We start from the raw sequence: 16,928 nt of genomic DNA, 5'->3' as shown, positions 1-16,928 counted from the left end.
CCGTGCTCGATCCTTCGGAAAAGGAGTGAAGGAACCAGCCACTATCAGGCATTTCTTCCACGTGAAAAAAGGTAATTCGGCTGAATTACCTTTTTTAGCGTTCGGCAAGCTCAATCGGATGTCGTCATGGATGCCTGGACATTAGGACTGATAGGGGCCTGAGGATAGTTGATGCGTTCCTCGAATTCGACCCAGTCGAGATTTGCCATCAGCAGCAGGTAGCGTTTGTCGCTGGCCGGGTCGCTGATGATGATGTGGTCTCGACCAGCCGTTTCCACGCGTCCGCGGTAAATCATTGAATTCCATTTGCTGCTGCCTTGGTAAGTGAAGTAGAAGGTACCGATCTTACCTTTGTTGAAGCGCAGGATGTTTTCCATAAAAGATTCTTCGATCGCGCCTGCCGGAAGCTGCTGTCCCGTCCCCATCGGTACGACTGGGGCGGCATACGAAGGTCCGGAAGGCATGGTTTCCCGGCAGCCGCCGATGCCATTCATCGTGGAAGCCTGATAAAAACCAGGATGATCATTCATTGGATAATAATTAGAGTCTCCGCAAGTCATGAGAAGATAGCTCCTTTTTCATTCAACTATAAAACTCTGGACAATAGCCCGGAACACCGATATAAAAGCAATGATTCTTGTGCGCAAAATCGAACTGCGTCATGGGGGACCTTGGCATCGTGGCAGTACAAGGTGCCCGGTATCTTTTCCCCGGACTTGGATTGAAGAACCACAAGCTATTCCTGGCCCTTGGGTCCCGATAACCATGCAGCACATCCCTGGCCCTCTGAAGATCAGCTTCATTGGGGCGTTGTGTATACAATGTTCCATTCAAGACGGGCTCGAAGTGGGGAGTTTCAGTTCCGGGTATGGTTTGGTAAATCGCATGCCTGATATTGCGCAGCCCTCTGAAGTCAGGCGCACAATCGGCCTCGACCCGATTGGCGACAACCGTTCCCACCATGTTCATGCCTTGGACTCCCTCACCGCTCGCTTCCGCCTTCATGAGCCTCGCTAACTCTTCTACGTCTCGTTCATTATGTTTTATGCGTCTGCCCATTTTCTCGCCCCCCCTCGCCTATATAGGTAGCTTATTGCCCAAAGCTGATTTTGGTAACTTGGCTACCAGCCCATTATTACGTGATCTTCAGGCAAGTTTATTAACGAGCAGGAAAGGAGGGATTCTTCAATGGAATGGAGCATTTTCCCATTACAGCTTGATTGCTCCTTTTATGTACGGGTAGTGGGTTTTGATGAAATGGATTCCCTTGGAACTTAACAGTATGTCTCCATTCAGCTACTTCTTTGGATCCTTCATGATTTGCTCCACCCCGGCCAGGATCACCGTCAATCCGAACTCAAACGATCGATCCGATCCCATCAGGTTGAACAGGCCATCTGTGAACATCCTCCGGAACAGTCCGGCGTCCGACTCGCTCATGGAGTCCAGAAGGCGAGTCACCTCCTCGCCAGGCTCCGTTTCCTGGTCCTTCATGATGGCAGCAACATTCCGTTCATGCTGGTAATCGTCCAGAACGAAGTAATAGACATAATTGACAAGCGTGGTGACCACTTGCATTTTCTGCTCTTGCTCAAGCGTTGTCGATTCCACGCAAAGCAGCATACGGTTGGTGAACCGGATGATGTCGGGTTCGTGGGGCAGCGTCATCATCATCAGCTGTGTCGAGCAAGGATATCGGCTGAGCACACTCCGTACCGTGATTGCAAGTTCCGTCAGTTGCTCCTTCCAGTCCCCGTCGGAGTGAAACTCCTTCAGGATCATGATGGATACATGATTGGCCAGTCGCTGGTAGAGATGCTGCTTGCTCTTGAAGTACCAGTACAGAGAGGGAGCCTGAATTCCAAGCCGGGTGGCCAATCGTCTCAAGCTGAATTTCTCGATGCCGTCTTCCCCGAGAAGCTCCCATGAAGCTTCTAAGATCTTATCCTCCGAAATCTGGGGCTGTTGCTTTTTCATTGGTCTGCCTCCTTAAAACTAACAGTGTAAGTTTATGATTTACATGGTCATAGGTTTATGATATCATCTAACACTGTAAGGGGCAATCTAACAGCGTTAGATTAAAAGCCTGAAAAATAAGGAAAGTGGTGACCCGCATGGATTCAGAAAACCTCCATTACTTTGAAAAAGCACCGGTAGCAAAGGCCGTAGCCCACTTCGCTGTACCCATGATGCTAGGAACGTCAATGAGTGTCATCTATTCGATCTTGAATGCCTATTTCCTTGGTACACTTCACGATACGGCCATGTTAACCGCACTGGCACTAACCTTGCCATTATTCGCCGTCATCATGGCGCTAGGCAACTTGATTGGCGTGGGCGGCGGCGCATTCATCTCCCGTTTGCTTGGAGAGAAAAAATATAGGGAGGTAAAGCATGTATCTTCCTTCGCCTTTTACAGCAGTTTAGTTCTCGGTCTTATCTTGATGGCCGTCTGTCTCCCGTTGATCGGCCCAATCGTTCATGGCCTGGGGGCAACGCCTGATTCCTTTGGATTCACGAAGGACTATGTCACCGTCATGCTTATAGGTTCACCATTCGTCGTATTATTCTTCACCCTGGAGAATATCGTGCGCTCGGAGGGTGCGGCAATCACGTCGATGATCGGAATGATTCTCAGTGTTGTCGTCAATATCCTTCTCGATGCGTTCGTCATCTTCGTATTTCATTGGGATGTAATCGGCGTTGCGTCTGCGACGGTCATTTCCAACTTGGTCGGGAGTGCATTCTATGCCTTCCATATGGGATATAAGAGCCAATTCCTAACTGTCTCGCTCACATGGTTCAAGGCTACAAAGGAAATACTGGGCAACGTCTTGAAAATCGGCATTCCCGTCTTTATTATGAGTGTGTTCATGGGGGCCATGTCGCTCATCTTTAACCAGTTTCTTGTCGAATATGGCGATCAGGCCGTAGCGGCATTCGGGATTTCATCACGTTTACTGCAATTTCCTGAGTTCATTCTGATGGGCTTATGCGAGGGAGTGGTGCCGTTGATAGCCTTTTCTTTCACAGCGAATAAATTACGGATGAAGCATACGATAGGATTTACGATTAAAGCGATCGTGGCGTTAGCGGTCGTGTTCGGCATCATCGTCTATTTGATTTCCGATCATTTAATTGGTTTATTTACGAATGACCCGCAGTTAATTGAAATGGGAAGCTACATTCTGCATGTGACATTTTTATCCTTGTTCATTACAGGAATGACCACATTGTTTACCGGGATCTTCCAGGCGACGGCACAAGGAACTGCCGCGTTCATCATGTCAATCATCCAAGGCATCACGCTGATTCCTGTATTGTTCATCGCCAATCAGCTGAACGGCTTCCATGGGGTGGTCTGGTCGCTGGTCATTGCGGATGCCGTGGCATTTCTTGTCGGGGCCGCCATGCTGTATGTTCTGCGGACTAAATTGCAGCCGGATTTGACTGAATTGGTACAGTGAATAAGGAAAACATCCATTAAGGAAGGCGAAGGGAACTCCCCATTTTCCTTCCTTTTTTATGGACATACAAACAGCAAAGTATCTCCTAATGATGGTATATACAATTCCATGTATAACAACCTTTTATCGCATACATGGACTGAATTACATTGTTTCCTTTTTGAACATACTAAAAGCATAAAAAATTTTTATGTGGTTGGGAACTATGTGTCATCCTTTGCAGGAGGATCAAGAGAAGAATAGTAACCATATAAAAAAGAACTTCCACAATACATCCGATTTAAGCATTAGAGAAATCAAGCTTGGAACCAATCCAGCTATGACGTTAAATGTATTTGGATGGTTTGGTCGATACGGAATTGCTTCAGAATTCAATAATCCTTCGAATTATAGAGACCTTTTACTTAACTAAACCTTCCATCAATCGGGAGTTCATACATCATCTAGCCAATCATATTCTTTCCACAGCTAGCATTGAAATCACCAAGACTTATCAAGATGTACGTGATGCCCTAATCCAGGGTAAAACCATAATGATATTTGACGGGTTTTTAGAAGTGATCATTGCAGACACTGGCCAATGGAAAGAGAGGGCACTCGAAGAGTCTTCGGGAGAAAGAATGCCTAATGGAATGGTTTTTGGCTTTTCGGAAAATGCCATTGTCGGGTTAACGTTCATTACGGGAACCCTGTTTGGCAATTCAGGACTCACAGCAGCATTTAGTACCCTGCGATTTATCATCATTATATTGGCTTATTACTGCGGTTACGCCGGGATCATTATCGGTGCTACCCTTATATTACTGCATATGATCAGTTTAAAATCCGTTGGAGTCCCATACCTTTCTCCGCTCATTCCTTTTAGAGTGAAAGAAATAAAAGACTCTTTATACAGGGGTGACTTAGAAACATTGGTTAACAGTGAACATAGATATCCCGATGATCATGATTAAACGAATCGTCTGCCTCTCATTGACGGATGTGTTAGCAGAAGGTCGAAGCTGTCATTATGACGGCTTTTTTTCATGCAACTGTCGCGATAGGGGTATTATCCACTCCAAAGGAATCGTGGTAATATTTAGGTAGTATTAAAATGGCGGTGAAATAAATGGAACCTAAATGGCTTGAATGGGCGAAACAACTCCAATCCATTGCACAGGCGGGATTAACGTATTCGAAGGATGTTTATGATCTGGAAAGATTTGAAGCGGTAAGAAATATAAGCGTTGAAATCTTGGCGCATCAAACAGATACGAACCAGACCGTAATAAAAGATCTGTTTGCCAATGAAACCGGTTATGCGACACCTAAGGTCGATATTAGGTCAGTTGTCTTTAGAGATCAAAAGATTTTAATGGTGCGAGAAAACACTGATGGAGCTTGGTCTTTACCTGGAGGTTGGGGCGACATAGGATTAACTCCGAGTGAAGTTGCAGTCAAAGAGGTAAAGGAAGAATCAGGGTTTGACGTCAAAGCCATTAAATTGATAGGTGTCCTTGATAAGAAGTGTCATCCGCACCCGCCTTCCCTTTATCACGTTTATAAAATGTTTATCCTATGTGAAATAATGGGCGGACAACCTAAAGAAGGAATCGAAACGAGTGCAGTCGGTTTTTTTGCTGAAACTGAACTGCCATCATTATCAATCGCTAGAAATACGGAATCGCAAATTCAATTGGCTTTTAAGCATTTACACAATCCACAAGAACCTGTCTATTTTGATTGATTTTTCAAAAGAAATTTTCCAATATTCATCAGGTGATCATTAAATAATGGGTTCAAACCTGTAAAACCTATGAAGAGGGGTGATTCAATTGAAGGTGGAAATAAGTTTCTTCCCTCGCGAAAAAGTAATAACTGTGCCGGTGGAGGAAGCCACTTATCCTTTTGAGATCAACGGGGAGTTCCCATATATCGTAGATTTTTTTTGTGATCGTGATAGCGATCATCCATATTTTCATGAAAATTTCTTTTGTAGTTGGATGGATAGCCTAAATCATTACCCCATATATTCACTTGCGGAAATCCATGATTTTCAGCAAGCAGAGTACGAAGAGCTGTTTAAGAGGCAAAATATAGCGTTCCATTATATGCAGGTGAATCGCAAAGACAGGCTTTATGTAAAGGCGACCATCCGCAGCCCGCAGCAATTCAACGAATATTATCCTTATTTGTACGGAAATGGAGGCATGTTGAACTTGTCCTTGTGGTCCCTAAAACACGATGTGTTCGGAATGGAGCAAAGGGAATACGAGTCACCATATCCGGTCAAAAGGACTAAAAAAAACCGAACCAGACTATTCAAATTAAAGTGGATGGCCAATACCCCGATAGTAACTTTAACTGAGGGCTCCACTCTATTTTGGGTAGGGTATGATGGTGACTATATAACCGCGCTTTCCAACGATGAACGCTTTGCAACAAAAGAATCCCTTCAACAAATGATACCGGAAAAGGTCGAGCTGATAATGGATGTATATGATTATGAGTAGGGTTCACCTTCACAGTCTTTTGATATAAAGGGAGATCTACGACAACGAGAGGGTAGCTTTGAACTGCATATACGAGAGACGCAAAATTACATGCCGTTTTAGAGTGTGTTGAAGGCGGAAATCCTAGGAATCCATTGCTTGCTCCCTATTAATAGGGATGCGATAGGTAAAAATGAAAAGGTGCTGATCGGCAGCTCCGTTTCAATTTTCGGGGCGGGATATTCAAGCGTGGTGGTTGATCTGTGCTTCACAATCGGGCCATATGGTTGAGTAGGTGGATTTCATTTTTGTTGTTAATCAGTGAATTCCTACCGTTCCTTATGGAAACAATATGGCTTGTATTATTGCGAGTATGTGCAATATCAGGTAAGGAAAGCGAGAAGAATGTAAAAACGTTTAGAAAATAGTTGTTTTTATCAACTAATTCACCTATAATTTCAACAAGTTGTTTTTTTCAACTAATTTAATTTGCAGGAGTTTTTTATCATGGCGCAACCTAATCTTTCTATAATCGAAGGAATCAGGAATTTCAATCGTTTTTATTTTAACTACCAATCTTTATTCAACCAGTATGTATATGATGAATCCTTATCTCTAGTAGAGATAAGGATGTTATATGAAATTAATAAAATAAATACTTGTACAGCAAGAGTATTACAAGAACAATTAAAATTAGACAAGGGATATGTCAGTAAAGTATTAAAGCGTTTTGAAAATGAAAATATTATTTATAAGGTAAAATGCGAACAGGATAGTCGTGTTTTCTTCCTCCATTTGACATCAGAAGGAAAAGATATTTATCAGGGTTTAGAAAATAAAGCTAATCAACAAGTAATGAAGCTTTTCGAAGATACTAGTTTGAGCGATCAACAAAAACTTCTGGAATCAATGGTGACAATTGAAAAGATATTAACCAAGCAACATACTGAAGATGAATCGGCTGTAACAATACGAGATCATTATACAGATGATGATAAGGAAATAATGATTGAGAAACAAAGAGAATTTTATATAGACAACTGTGGATTTGATGATGAATTTTTAGACTATCTCCGCAACACCTTTGAAGCAGAAATCGAAAAGATATGGATTGCAGAAGTGGATCGGGCTTTTGCTGGATGCATCGGTTTGGTCAAAAAAGATGATCAAACAGCTCAATTAAGATGGTTCATTGTTGATCCGTCTGCCCGTGGAAAAGGTGTAGGAATGAAATTACTACAAACAATAATTAACTACTGCCAAAAAACGCAATATGAAAAATTATCTTTAGAAACGGTAAGTCAACTGAAAACAGCTAGAAGATTATATAGTAAATTCGGATTTGAGCTGACTGAAGCAAATGAGCAGCTCATGTGGGGGCAAGACCTTGTGGAGGAACTTTGGGAACTGAAGTTACAGAATGATTAATCATTTTCACGAAGCAATGATCCAGTGCGATCTCTCATTAAAGGACGCGATTTCTTACTAAGAATCGAGTTTTATCATAAACGAACGGGTGCGTTAGCTTGAGCTCGGAGCTGTCTTTCAGGCAGCTTTTTCTACTGGGACTATCGGGGCAGGATGGTAGTTTTAAGTCTTGTAAAGTTTCATTGCTATGTAAGAAGGGACTAATACTGAGGTTCAGGAGGCTTGAAGTGAATACAATCCAAGGGAAATATCAACAGAAGGCAAAAACGAAAAAAGGAAGCAGTATATATCTAATTGCTTCTATAATTGCCGTACTTTTATGGAGTACATCGTTTGTTGCTACAAAAATGGCATATGCTTCTTTTTCACCGCTTACACTAGGTGCAGCCCGTTTTGTTATAGCTGCTATTATTTTAGGTATCATTCTTTTATTTAAAAAAAATAAAGCGAAACCTCCAATTAAAGATGTAGCATTAATGTCAGTTAGTGGAATATTAGGTACTACCATTTACTTTGGTTTAGAAAACATAGGAGTGAACCTTACTACAGCATCTATTGCTGCAATTATTGTAGCATCATATCCTGCTATAACAGCGCTAATCGAATTTCTTTTTTATAAAATAAAAATTTCTTGGATAAAGGGTCTTGGAATTATAATAGCCATGATTGGTGTGTTTCAAATTTCGTATAACCCTCAAAGCCAAGAAGGCGATCAACAGCTAATTGGTAATATCATATTAATAATTGCAGGATTTGTTTTTGCTTTTTATAACTTTACAACCCGTAAACTCGTAAATAATTATTCTATGATTACTTTATCTTTTTATCAAACTGTAGCAGGGGCGATTACGTTTATTCCGGTAGCATTTATAGAGAAATCCAGTTGGAGAATGCCAAGTATGGGATCCTTTCTCATGTTGCTATATTTAGGAGTATTCTGTTCTGTCATAGCCTTTTTATTATATAACTTCGGATTACGCAAATTATCTTCCAGCTCTGCCGTTACGTTAATGAACCTTGTGCCTATCTTTGGTGTGCTATTTTCCGTAATTATTCTTCATGAAGTTGTGCGAATAAGCCAAGTTTTTGGCGGAGTAATTGTCATTCTCGGTGTGGTTTTAAGCGTTAGAGAAACAACTCAAAGGCAGATTAGGAGCACTGGAAAGGGAATTTAAATACAATAACTAATTATTATTCTTCGTTATAAGCCAACTCCATGGCAGACGTTGAATATGCACTGGGAAAACATCGAATGCATTTCCATCAAGCTAACCTAGCCCTGGATGGTTTTTTTACAAATTGTTTTTGGAATAGTGTGCATACACTAACGGGTATGTTAGCTGCAGATTGGAGCTGTCTTTCAGGCAGCTCTTTTTGGTATTTATCGGGGGCAGGGTATAGCCTCATCATTAAAAGCTAACGATAGATACTTCTCCTTTAAGTAGCCTCCGTCTCGATTTGCTTTCACCATAGGGCGCGTAATCTGCTTCCATAATGGGGTTAGCTTTTTGCGATAACTGAAAGTGATACCTAGTTATTCATCAGAAGCAGTCCCTCAAAACCAAGCCGGCACTAAAATCCGTTAGGCGGCTCTCCCCATTTTACATGGAATAATGATCGAAAAACATATCCAGAAACGAATGGAACACCTCTGATTTCTCATCACGGCGGTATGCTATGGCAATATCCAGCGTAACTGACGTATCCGCCAGTTCCCTTAGGACAACTCCAGAGGTTTGGGCATTTCCAGCTGTAAGCGAGACGCCCATCCCCAGCGATACGAGAGACATTACCGTTTGGAGGTCATGCGTCTCGACCGTTATATTGGGGGAAAATCCGGCTTGAAGGCAGACTTTTGTAATCACATCGTAGAAGCCTGGTCCAATTATCCTTGGGGTAATAACAAATGATTCGTCTGACAGGTCTGCTATGGATAGGGGAACCCCTTTCATGGCCAAGGGATGGTTCTCAGGCAGCATGGCTTTTAAAGGAAGATGCATATAATTTTTTACGATTAGCTGTTCGCTATTAACAGGCGGGGTGAGGAGCCCGACATCTATCTGTTTCCCCTGTAATGCCTGTATTTGGGCGGTCGTGCCCATTTGCTGCAGATTCAAGTTGACGGAAGGATACTTTGCCCGATACTTCTGCACGATGGGAAGGATGTTTTCTCCGGTCCCGGTGAACGCAATCACCAGCTTCCCGTGTTCTGCCCTTGCTGTCATTCGTGCTGTATCAAATGCATCCTCAACCAAATCAAGCATTTGATAAGCCTTTTCCAGAAAAGCTTTCCCTGCATTGGTCAATTCAACACGGCGATTGGTGCGATGAAACAGGAGGACGCCAACCTCCCCTTCCAATTGCTGGATTTGTCTGCTAAGCGGGGGTTGGGCAATATGTAAGCGCTCGGATGCACGACTAAAGTTAAGCTCTTCAGCAAGTGCCACGAAATATCGAATATGCCTCAGCTCCACTCTTGCTCCTCCTGTTCATTGAATGATACTTATTAGGTATAATTATAGATTTTTTTAAGTATTTCTACAATTCTTTCTTTTTATCTATAATAACTCTAAAGCCGCTTTGGTAAGGAACATGTTCCGAAAATGTAAGTCGATGAATGGGAAAACGAAGATGATTATATTCTTAAAGTATAATTCTGCAATTTAGTTTCAGGCAATATTTTGTCTCCCAATATAAGTCTGCCCATGAGGATTGCACGTAACGCTTGGTACACAACCGGGTTTGGGCAAAGCTGCATAAATTGACCAGAACATTGAAAGCGTTTTCTGTATAGGTGTGAGGCGGGAAACGTATTTAAGGAGGACCGTTTTGTAAGAATGTAAGCATTATTAAGTGAGGAGCCAATCAAATGAATTTTAACAAACGGTTAGACAAGTTACGGGGTTACATGGAAAATGAAAACCTTACAGCAGTATTATTGACTGATCCACTTAACCAGTGCTACATGACTGGATTTGAAATAATTACTTATTCCCGACCAATTTTCACAGTAATAACGAAGGATGAATGCATGTTGATTGTACCAGGATTAGAGGAAGAGCACGCCAAATTACATGCGGAGTATGATCGGATATTTGTGTATTATGAGCATCCTGAAAAAGCAGGGCAAATTAACCCTGTGGAGTTAATCATAAAAAGTTTACAAGCTCAAAAAGGGGAAAGGAGGCTCGGAATTGAGTCCCGCTCCTTACCATTCGAATTAGCAAGGGTCCTCCAGAGGGAAAACTGGGGATTGGCTGTTATTACTTCCGAGCTGGTTAAAATGCGAGCGATAAAAGGTGTGAATGAACTAGAAAAAATGCGTCAAGTCTGCTCATTGGCCGTAGGTTCTGTACAAGCAGCATTTCGTGCTCTCAAAGCAGGAACCACTGAGATGGAAATTGAAGATGCTGCAGCGAGAGCAAGCTATCAAGAAGCCTCTTGCCTTTATCCCGACTCAAGCTTTATTTCGAGAGGAATGAGTCCATCTGGAATTGAACGTACCATTCTGCCGCATGTGTTTTCAAATTTGAGAAAAATAGAACTAGGGGATGGATTGATCATTACAAGAATCACTTCTCTTGATGGATATAAGGGAGAGTGTGAACGAACTTGCTTCGTTGGGGAGCCGAATGCGAAGCAAAGGGAATTGTTCGATGTGATGATGAATGCACGGAAAGCAGCGCTTGAAACAATCAAAGCTGGTGTGCAGGCAAATGATGTGGATGGCGCAGCACGCTCAATTATTCAAGAAGCGGGATATGGGGAAAATGCCATTCATCGCACCGGACATAGTATCGGTCTTGCTGTCCATGAGGCTCCGTTCTTCCGTTTTGATGATAGCTCGATATTAAAAGAGGGAATGACATTTACGGTCGAACCCGGTATTTATGTCCCAGGAATAGGGGGCTTCCGTCATTCCGACACGATCCTCGTTACAAAAAGTGGATATGAGATGCTGACGGATTGCCCGAACTCCATTGAAGAATTAATTTTTGATCCTATTGCCCATAAATAATTGGGGTGGAGCTGTATTGAAAGCAAGCAAGACACCATAAAGGGGGTTCTGGCGGCTGCTTTCATGAAAGCTTATACCGGGAGTATATAAAAAGGGGGGGAAGGGTTTGAATACAAGACTGTCACGGCAAAAGGGGATCATTGCACTGCTCTTCTTAGGCTGGTTTGTTTCTTCCATTGATCGGATGTTCATCAACATAGCAATATTGCCTATAGGAAAAGAATTGAATATGGATGCGGCAACTTTTGGGATCGTGCTTAGCATATTTTATTTGGGCTATACACTTATGCAAATTCCCGGAGGTATGTTGGCGGACCGATACGGGTCCAAGTATGCCATCATAGTAACCATCCTCGTGTTCTCCTTGTTTGCTGGTTTGTCGGGTGTGGCTTGGTCGGTCACTTCTCTCTTGGTAATCCGTTTTTTCTTTGGATTGGGAGAAGGAGCGTTTCCAGGAGCAGCTACCAAATTAATGAGTGAGCATGTCAGTCCGGAAAAAAGATCCAGTGCACAGTCAGTATTGCTTGTCGCAATTGTATTGGGTGGGTTCGTGGCAAGTATAGCCGGAGCCTACTTTATTACCCAACTAGGTTGGAGAAACGTGTATATATACCTTGGGATTTTGGGTGGAATTGTCGCTCTGCTGTACACCCTATTTCTCCGGTCAGACAAAACCGGCCTTAGTGAAATCAAGCAGAAAGATGGGCAAGCCTCCATTGCTTCACTGCTGAAATCACCCTCCATGTGGAAAATAATGATCTCTCTTTTCGGGTTGTATACGGCGATTTGGGGGCTGAATAGCTGGGTTCCATCCTATCTCATGAATGTCCGTAAACTGGATTTGCTTGATACGGGGATTTATTCCTCCCTTCCAGCGATTGCAGGGATGATTGGGTACTTGGTTGGCGGGTGGCTGGTTGACAAAGTCTTAGTGAACCATGAGAGACAATTGATCATTTATGGCAATCTACTATCTGCCATTTGCATTTTTGTCATGTTCAATGTTGAATATCTGACAATGACCATCATCTTCCAAAACCTGGCGGCCTTCTTCCTTCAAATCGCCTACATGGGCATTTTGGCCGTGCCATTGAAATTGTTGCCCTCTTCGATTATGGGAAGCGCATTTGGAATGATAAATACTGGAGCCAATCTAGCCGCCTTTATCACTCCAGCAGTGATGGGTGTATTGATTCAGCTATTCAATGGTTCTTATTACATCGCATTCTGTTACTTGATTGTAGGCACTATATTATCTCTTATTATGGGCATTCTCCTTGGAAACGTACGGAACGATTTTATACAAAGTCATGATGGATCGAAAACGGCAAAATATACGTAAACTAACAGGTGTGCTATGTGTTAGCTGATCATCGGAGCTGTCTTTATGACAGCTTTTTCTTATGAAACTGAAGGGGCAAGCTCAGGATAGATGAATTTAGTGAATTGGTAAAAGGCTATTTATCCAGTTTGTAGACAAAAGGGGTTCGGAATTAAAAAATTCCGAGCCCCTTTTGAAATTCCCTTTGAATTTTCTCCTATAGGTAAAAGATTGGGGCTGTACGAGCCCACTATTAGGCTTTTTTGGACCTTGCCATGTCCAATTGGCCATCTTCTTTACATTCATGGCAGCGAAAGTAAGCATCGCCTGCATCGACAATTTTTTAAGTCACCTTAACGTAGTCCAACGCATACCATGCTTTTCTTTTGCATCTGCGAATACACGCTCAATCGTTTCTTTACGCTTCATATAGATAGGTTTTACATCTTGATGATGACGCAGATGATCTGCTTCTTCCACATGTGTTTGCCAGATATGCCGTGTCACCAATTTTTGAAAGTCTTTTGTGCGAGGACGTGTATAGGGTGAAGCCGATATGATTTCTTTGTTAAATAGGAAGCTTGTAATCGCTGGTGTTTTATAAGCGGCATTTGCGGCAATGGCTTCCGGACCGCCCGCGGAAAGCGAGTGCCTGGAGAGGAAACCAACGGCCACATTGTATACCCCATAAAAATAGACAAACTCGACTCTTATCGAGTTTGTCTACAGTCTGACCCTTCCTTTACAGGAAGGGCTTTTCATATAATGGCCTACAAAAAATGAGAGGAATATTTCTCAAGCAATAACGCTTTAATGTCATCTGCAGATTTATTTGTTATTTCCTCGATAAAGACATCAGATAAAATCTTTCTTCTTGAACTGCTAGAGAATCCAAGTGCCAATAGTTTTTGGATATCACTTTGATGTATATAAAAATTCAACTTCATGCAGGAGTGGTTTTCATCTTCAAGTAAAGCAGCAATTCGATTGGAAAAGGTAATGATCAAGTCATATTCTAGATCTTTAAGTTGATGTAGCTCATTAATATTAATGGTCCCGACAACCTTTAAATCGATGTAGTGCCTTAAATTTTCAACAAAGAAATGAGTCTTCTCAATGGCTGAGTTCGTTACAATAACGATTTTTTTGCTATTCCTTCCAATTACTTTATTTTCCATGATGAATTTCCTGAATATCAAGGTCAAGGTAGAAATCTGTATGCTGGAAAAATGAATATCTATTTTATTTTCAAGAACGGGCATAGCGTTACTGACAACCCCAAATAGGTTAGGTAACTCTGTGTGGGTATGATCTAGCTTATCATCATAAAAATGATAATCATACTTATTGCGAATGATGCTTTTATAAACATACTTATAAACCTCATCAAAAAGCAGGTCATAATTATGAAAAATTGTAATGATATTCTTTTGGATTTCATTAATAAAAGCGATAATGACCTCCTGCAGCTGTTGATCTAGAGGTGGTGATTCATAGAACGTATAATCGAGCGATGAGATCAAATAATCCATGAATACATTTTCATCTTGGTTTTTTGTTTGTAATAATCGATATTTGCGAACCTTGAATGTAAGCTTTGTCACACGTTCTATGCTATCTCCTTCCTGAATCCTATAGAGGGTTAGAACTAGATAGATAAAACAAAACTTCTTAGATAGATAAGACATCCTCATTTCATTTTCTTCAATAAGTCTCTCCAATAATTCCTTCGCCTGGCATATTTGCGCTTTGGCCTTTTCAGAAAATATTTGAATGATCATTTTTTGTAAAGGATTATTAGCTCTTCGATTAATAATATTCCCGGATGAATCTATTTCCAGAAGAGAAGCTAAAATGGATGTAGTCAGAATGCGATAGGACCTTTCATGGCCTACAATTTCCATCCCCTTTTTAGGGATGATTTCCATGCTTAGATTCTTTCCTTTTAAATATTCATTCAAGGCTTTCGTATCTTTTTTCTTTGTAGTCAAGCTAATACCGATTTCCTCGTACAGTTTAGTCGTATTCAAGTACTTATTGAAAAAGGACAAAATAATAATTGCAAAGTTCCGTTCTTTTTGAGAAGAAACATACTCATCTAGAGAGAGTTTGCTGACAAAGTTAATATAATCATTGTATTTTAAATGACTTGAAACAGTGGTTCCGACTATTTTGATTTGATTTTCATTTGGTAAATAAAGGTTAATGTTGGCTATATGCCTTTTTAAACTATTCGTACTCCTATTAAAACGCTTATAGGAATCACTAAGATCCAATGTGCCTTTTTCTTGTAAGTAACTTATTATTTCTAAATCAAGTTTATTAATACTCATCCAATCAGCCCTTTTTAGTATAGAGAGGAAACGTCCTTTCATTATATACCGAACCTTCGAATTTAAAAGATGTAAAAATGGGTGCTTATTGAAAAATGTATTATTTTAACATAATATTATATTTTTTTGAGGGTAACTTTTTGAATCATTTTCAGGTTACAAAGTTACCTTGAAGAAAGCGCTTAACAGAAATAAAATCAAGATGAAAGAAATAAGCAATGATACATGTATCTTTAAAAATTTCCAGAAAGAAACCCAATGAACTGCAAAGAAGCTAAAAGAGGAGGGTTTACATTGTTAACAAAAATGAAAGATGAAGTACAGACCTTTGGCAGGTCGTTGTTGCTTCCCATTGCGCTTTTGGCTCCAATAGGATTGATATTAGGCTTATCGGGTGCTTTAGCACAAGAATATATGATTGATAAAATGCCTTTCTTAGGTAATGAGATACTGCAAACTATCATCAAGAATTTACGTGCTATAACGGAAGTCATTTTCACTAACATTCCATTGCTTTTTGCAATGGGCGTGGCATATGGCATGTCTAAAAAAGAGAAAGGGATCGCCGTTTTTTCCTCTGTCATAGGGTATTTAACTTTATTGATCGTCATGAACGTCTGGCTTACGGTAACCGGTAATCTGGCTACGGAAGATATAGCTAAAGTGGGACAAATCGTTACCCTTGGAATTCAAAGTCTGGATACACAGGCTGTAGCGGGCATAATCGCAGGACTCGTGGCTGCCAAGGTAACAGATCGCTTTTATAAGTTGGAACTTCCGTTAGCATTCGCTTTCTTCAGTGGAAAAAAATCAGTGCCTATCCTTACATTTTTAGCGGTCATTCCCATTGGTTTATTTATACCATTTATATGGGAAGCGTTAACTAAATTCTTAATTAGCATTTCCGCTATATTCATGAATCCGTATTACGGGGTGGGGGTATACTGGTTCGTTGAAAAACTCTGTATCCCATTTGGGTTACATCACGTATTAAATGAATTGCTTAGACTTACAGCTGCGGGCGGAACGTATACAATAGATGGTCAAGAATATACTGGCATATTGAATGCTGTCAATAAAATATTGTTCCAACTGGGACCGAACCATGAAAGCTGGAGTTTGATGCCTACCCTTACGAGCTATTTGGGGACTGGGCAAATGCTGGGTACGCTATTCAGGATCCCTGCCATTGGTTTGGCTATGTATCATACAGCGTATAAGACCAATAAACAAATCGCTAAAGGAACGATTTTAACCCTAGTTTTGACGGCCTTCTTAGGAAATGTAACCGAGCCGATGGAGTTCTCATTCTTGTTCATTGCTCCGCAATTATACTTTGTATATGCATTACTTTCTGGCCTTACAGCCTTACCCCTTAATTTGCTGGATATCACGACAAGTTACATAAGAGGGACCGTTTTTGATTTTGGAATCTTTGGCCTGCTCTATGACAAGACCAATTGGATTCATTTAATCATATTGGGTTTGATTAACTTCATTGTGTTCTATTTCGTTTTTAAATTTATCATTGTTAAATTCAATTTGCGAACTCCTGGAAGAGAAGAAGAAGTGAAAAATTCCACTTTATTAAAAGAGAAGAAATATAAAGAAATCGCTGTGATTCTTGTGGATGCTTTAGGGGGAACAGCCAATTTAAAGAACGTGGATAACTGCATAACTAGATTACGAATTGATTTAAATAACCAAGATGTAGTGGATATGGAGAAAATAAAGGATTCAGGGGCCTCAGGAGTATTTTTCCCTCAAAAAAATCATATTCATATCGTTTTTGGCCCACACGTGGAATTTGTGAAAAATGCTATAGGGGAAGTGGCAAGCTAGTTTTATCCATTACTGCTTGAAGGCGACAGGGATAATTAAACAATAAGG

At 41.0% G+C, this 16,928-nt stretch carries 14 protein-coding genes and 1 pseudogene; 9 read left to right on the top strand and 6 right to left on the bottom strand.

Translation table 11 applies throughout. The features are described 5' to 3' along the window. Positions 1 to 110: 110 nt before the first annotated feature. From gerQ to QNI08_RS10875, 3 genes are all read right to left on the bottom strand, one after another. Entirely contained in the window at positions 111 to 560 is a 450-nt protein-coding gene (gerQ, locus tag QNI08_RS10885; protein ID WP_285767440.1) for a spore coat protein GerQ, read from the bottom strand. A gap of 22 nt (positions 561 to 582) precedes the next feature. After that, on the bottom strand, positions 583 to 1,059 hold the full coding sequence (locus QNI08_RS10880; RefSeq protein WP_285767439.1) for a cell wall hydrolase: 477 nt from the start codon (positions 1,057 to 1,059) through the stop codon (positions 583 to 585). A gap of 237 nt (positions 1,060 to 1,296) precedes the next feature. Next, entirely contained in the window at positions 1,297 to 1,977 is a 681-nt protein-coding gene (locus QNI08_RS10875; RefSeq protein ID WP_285767438.1) for a TetR/AcrR family transcriptional regulator, read from the bottom strand. A 137-nt stretch (positions 1,978 to 2,114) separates the two neighbouring features. Here QNI08_RS10875 and QNI08_RS10870 point away from each other — a divergent pair, with 137 nt between their 5' ends. The 6 genes from QNI08_RS10870 to QNI08_RS10845 all read left to right on the top strand — a co-directional run bounded on the left by QNI08_RS10870 (position 2,115) and on the right by QNI08_RS10845 (position 8,541). Then, positions 2,115 to 3,467, top strand: a complete 1,353-nt coding sequence (locus QNI08_RS10870) for an MATE family efflux transporter (protein ID WP_285767437.1) — start codon at positions 2,115 to 2,117, stop codon at positions 3,465 to 3,467. A 329-nt stretch (positions 3,468 to 3,796) separates the two neighbouring features. Beyond that, a complete protein-coding gene (locus tag QNI08_RS10865; RefSeq protein ID WP_285767436.1) occupies positions 3,797 to 4,420 on the top strand; it encodes a spore germination protein in 624 nt (207 codons plus the stop codon). A gap of 155 nt (positions 4,421 to 4,575) precedes the next feature. After that, complete coding sequence (locus QNI08_RS10860) at positions 4,576 to 5,193, top strand: NUDIX hydrolase (protein ID WP_285767435.1); 618 nt, start codon at positions 4,576 to 4,578, stop codon at positions 5,191 to 5,193. Positions 5,194 to 5,287: 94 nt separating this feature from the next. Continuing rightward, the gene (locus tag QNI08_RS10855; protein ID WP_285767512.1) at positions 5,288 to 5,959 is read left to right on the top strand and encodes a hypothetical protein; all 672 of its coding nucleotides are present in this window, start codon (positions 5,288 to 5,290) and stop codon (positions 5,957 to 5,959) included. Positions 5,960 to 6,445: 486 nt separating this feature from the next. Beyond that, on the top strand, positions 6,446 to 7,366 hold the full coding sequence (locus QNI08_RS10850) for a bifunctional helix-turn-helix transcriptional regulator/GNAT family N-acetyltransferase (RefSeq protein ID WP_285767434.1): 921 nt from the start codon (positions 6,446 to 6,448) through the stop codon (positions 7,364 to 7,366). A 227-nt stretch (positions 7,367 to 7,593) separates the two neighbouring features. After that, complete coding sequence (locus tag QNI08_RS10845; RefSeq protein WP_285767433.1) at positions 7,594 to 8,541, top strand: DMT family transporter; 948 nt, start codon at positions 7,594 to 7,596, stop codon at positions 8,539 to 8,541. Positions 8,542 to 8,967: 426 nt separating this feature from the next. Here QNI08_RS10845 and QNI08_RS10840 read toward each other — a convergent pair whose 3' ends face one another. After that, positions 8,968 to 9,840: a LysR substrate-binding domain-containing protein gene (locus QNI08_RS10840; RefSeq protein ID WP_285767432.1), complete on the bottom strand. Its 873-nt coding sequence runs from the start codon at positions 9,838 to 9,840 to the stop codon at positions 8,968 to 8,970. Between the two features lie 395 nt (positions 9,841 to 10,235). On the opposite strand from QNI08_RS10840, the gene QNI08_RS10835 reads away from it, so the two are divergent. Together QNI08_RS10835 and QNI08_RS10830 are read left to right on the top strand one after the other, a co-directional pair. Further along, a complete protein-coding gene (locus tag QNI08_RS10835; protein WP_285767431.1) occupies positions 10,236 to 11,384 on the top strand; it encodes a M24 family metallopeptidase in 1,149 nt (382 codons plus the stop codon). A gap of 106 nt (positions 11,385 to 11,490) precedes the next feature. After that, complete coding sequence (locus tag QNI08_RS10830; protein ID WP_285767430.1) at positions 11,491 to 12,726, top strand: MFS transporter; 1,236 nt, start codon at positions 11,491 to 11,493, stop codon at positions 12,724 to 12,726. 96 nt (positions 12,727 to 12,822) lie between these two features. Here QNI08_RS10830 and QNI08_RS10825 read toward each other — a convergent pair. After that, positions 12,823 to 13,335 (bottom strand): annotated as a pseudogene (locus QNI08_RS10825) (transposase); the annotation flags it as partial. Between the two features lie 140 nt (positions 13,336 to 13,475). Continuing rightward, positions 13,476 to 15,038: a helix-turn-helix domain-containing protein gene (locus tag QNI08_RS10820; protein WP_285767429.1), complete on the bottom strand. Its 1,563-nt coding sequence runs from the start codon at positions 15,036 to 15,038 to the stop codon at positions 13,476 to 13,478. Positions 15,039 to 15,332: 294 nt separating this feature from the next. Here QNI08_RS10820 and QNI08_RS10815 point away from each other — a divergent pair, with 294 nt between their 5' ends. After that, on the top strand, positions 15,333 to 16,880 hold the full coding sequence (locus QNI08_RS10815; protein ID WP_285767428.1) for a PTS transporter subunit EIIC: 1,548 nt from the start codon (positions 15,333 to 15,335) through the stop codon (positions 16,878 to 16,880). Positions 16,881 to 16,928 lie beyond the last annotated feature (48 nt).

Source organism: Peribacillus folii (genome assembly GCF_030271255.1).
Lineage (GTDB): Bacteria > Bacillota > Bacilli > Bacillales > DSM-1321 > Peribacillus.
Note: the sequence above shows the minus strand (reverse complement) of the source record. Positions and strands in the feature narration are given on the sequence as shown.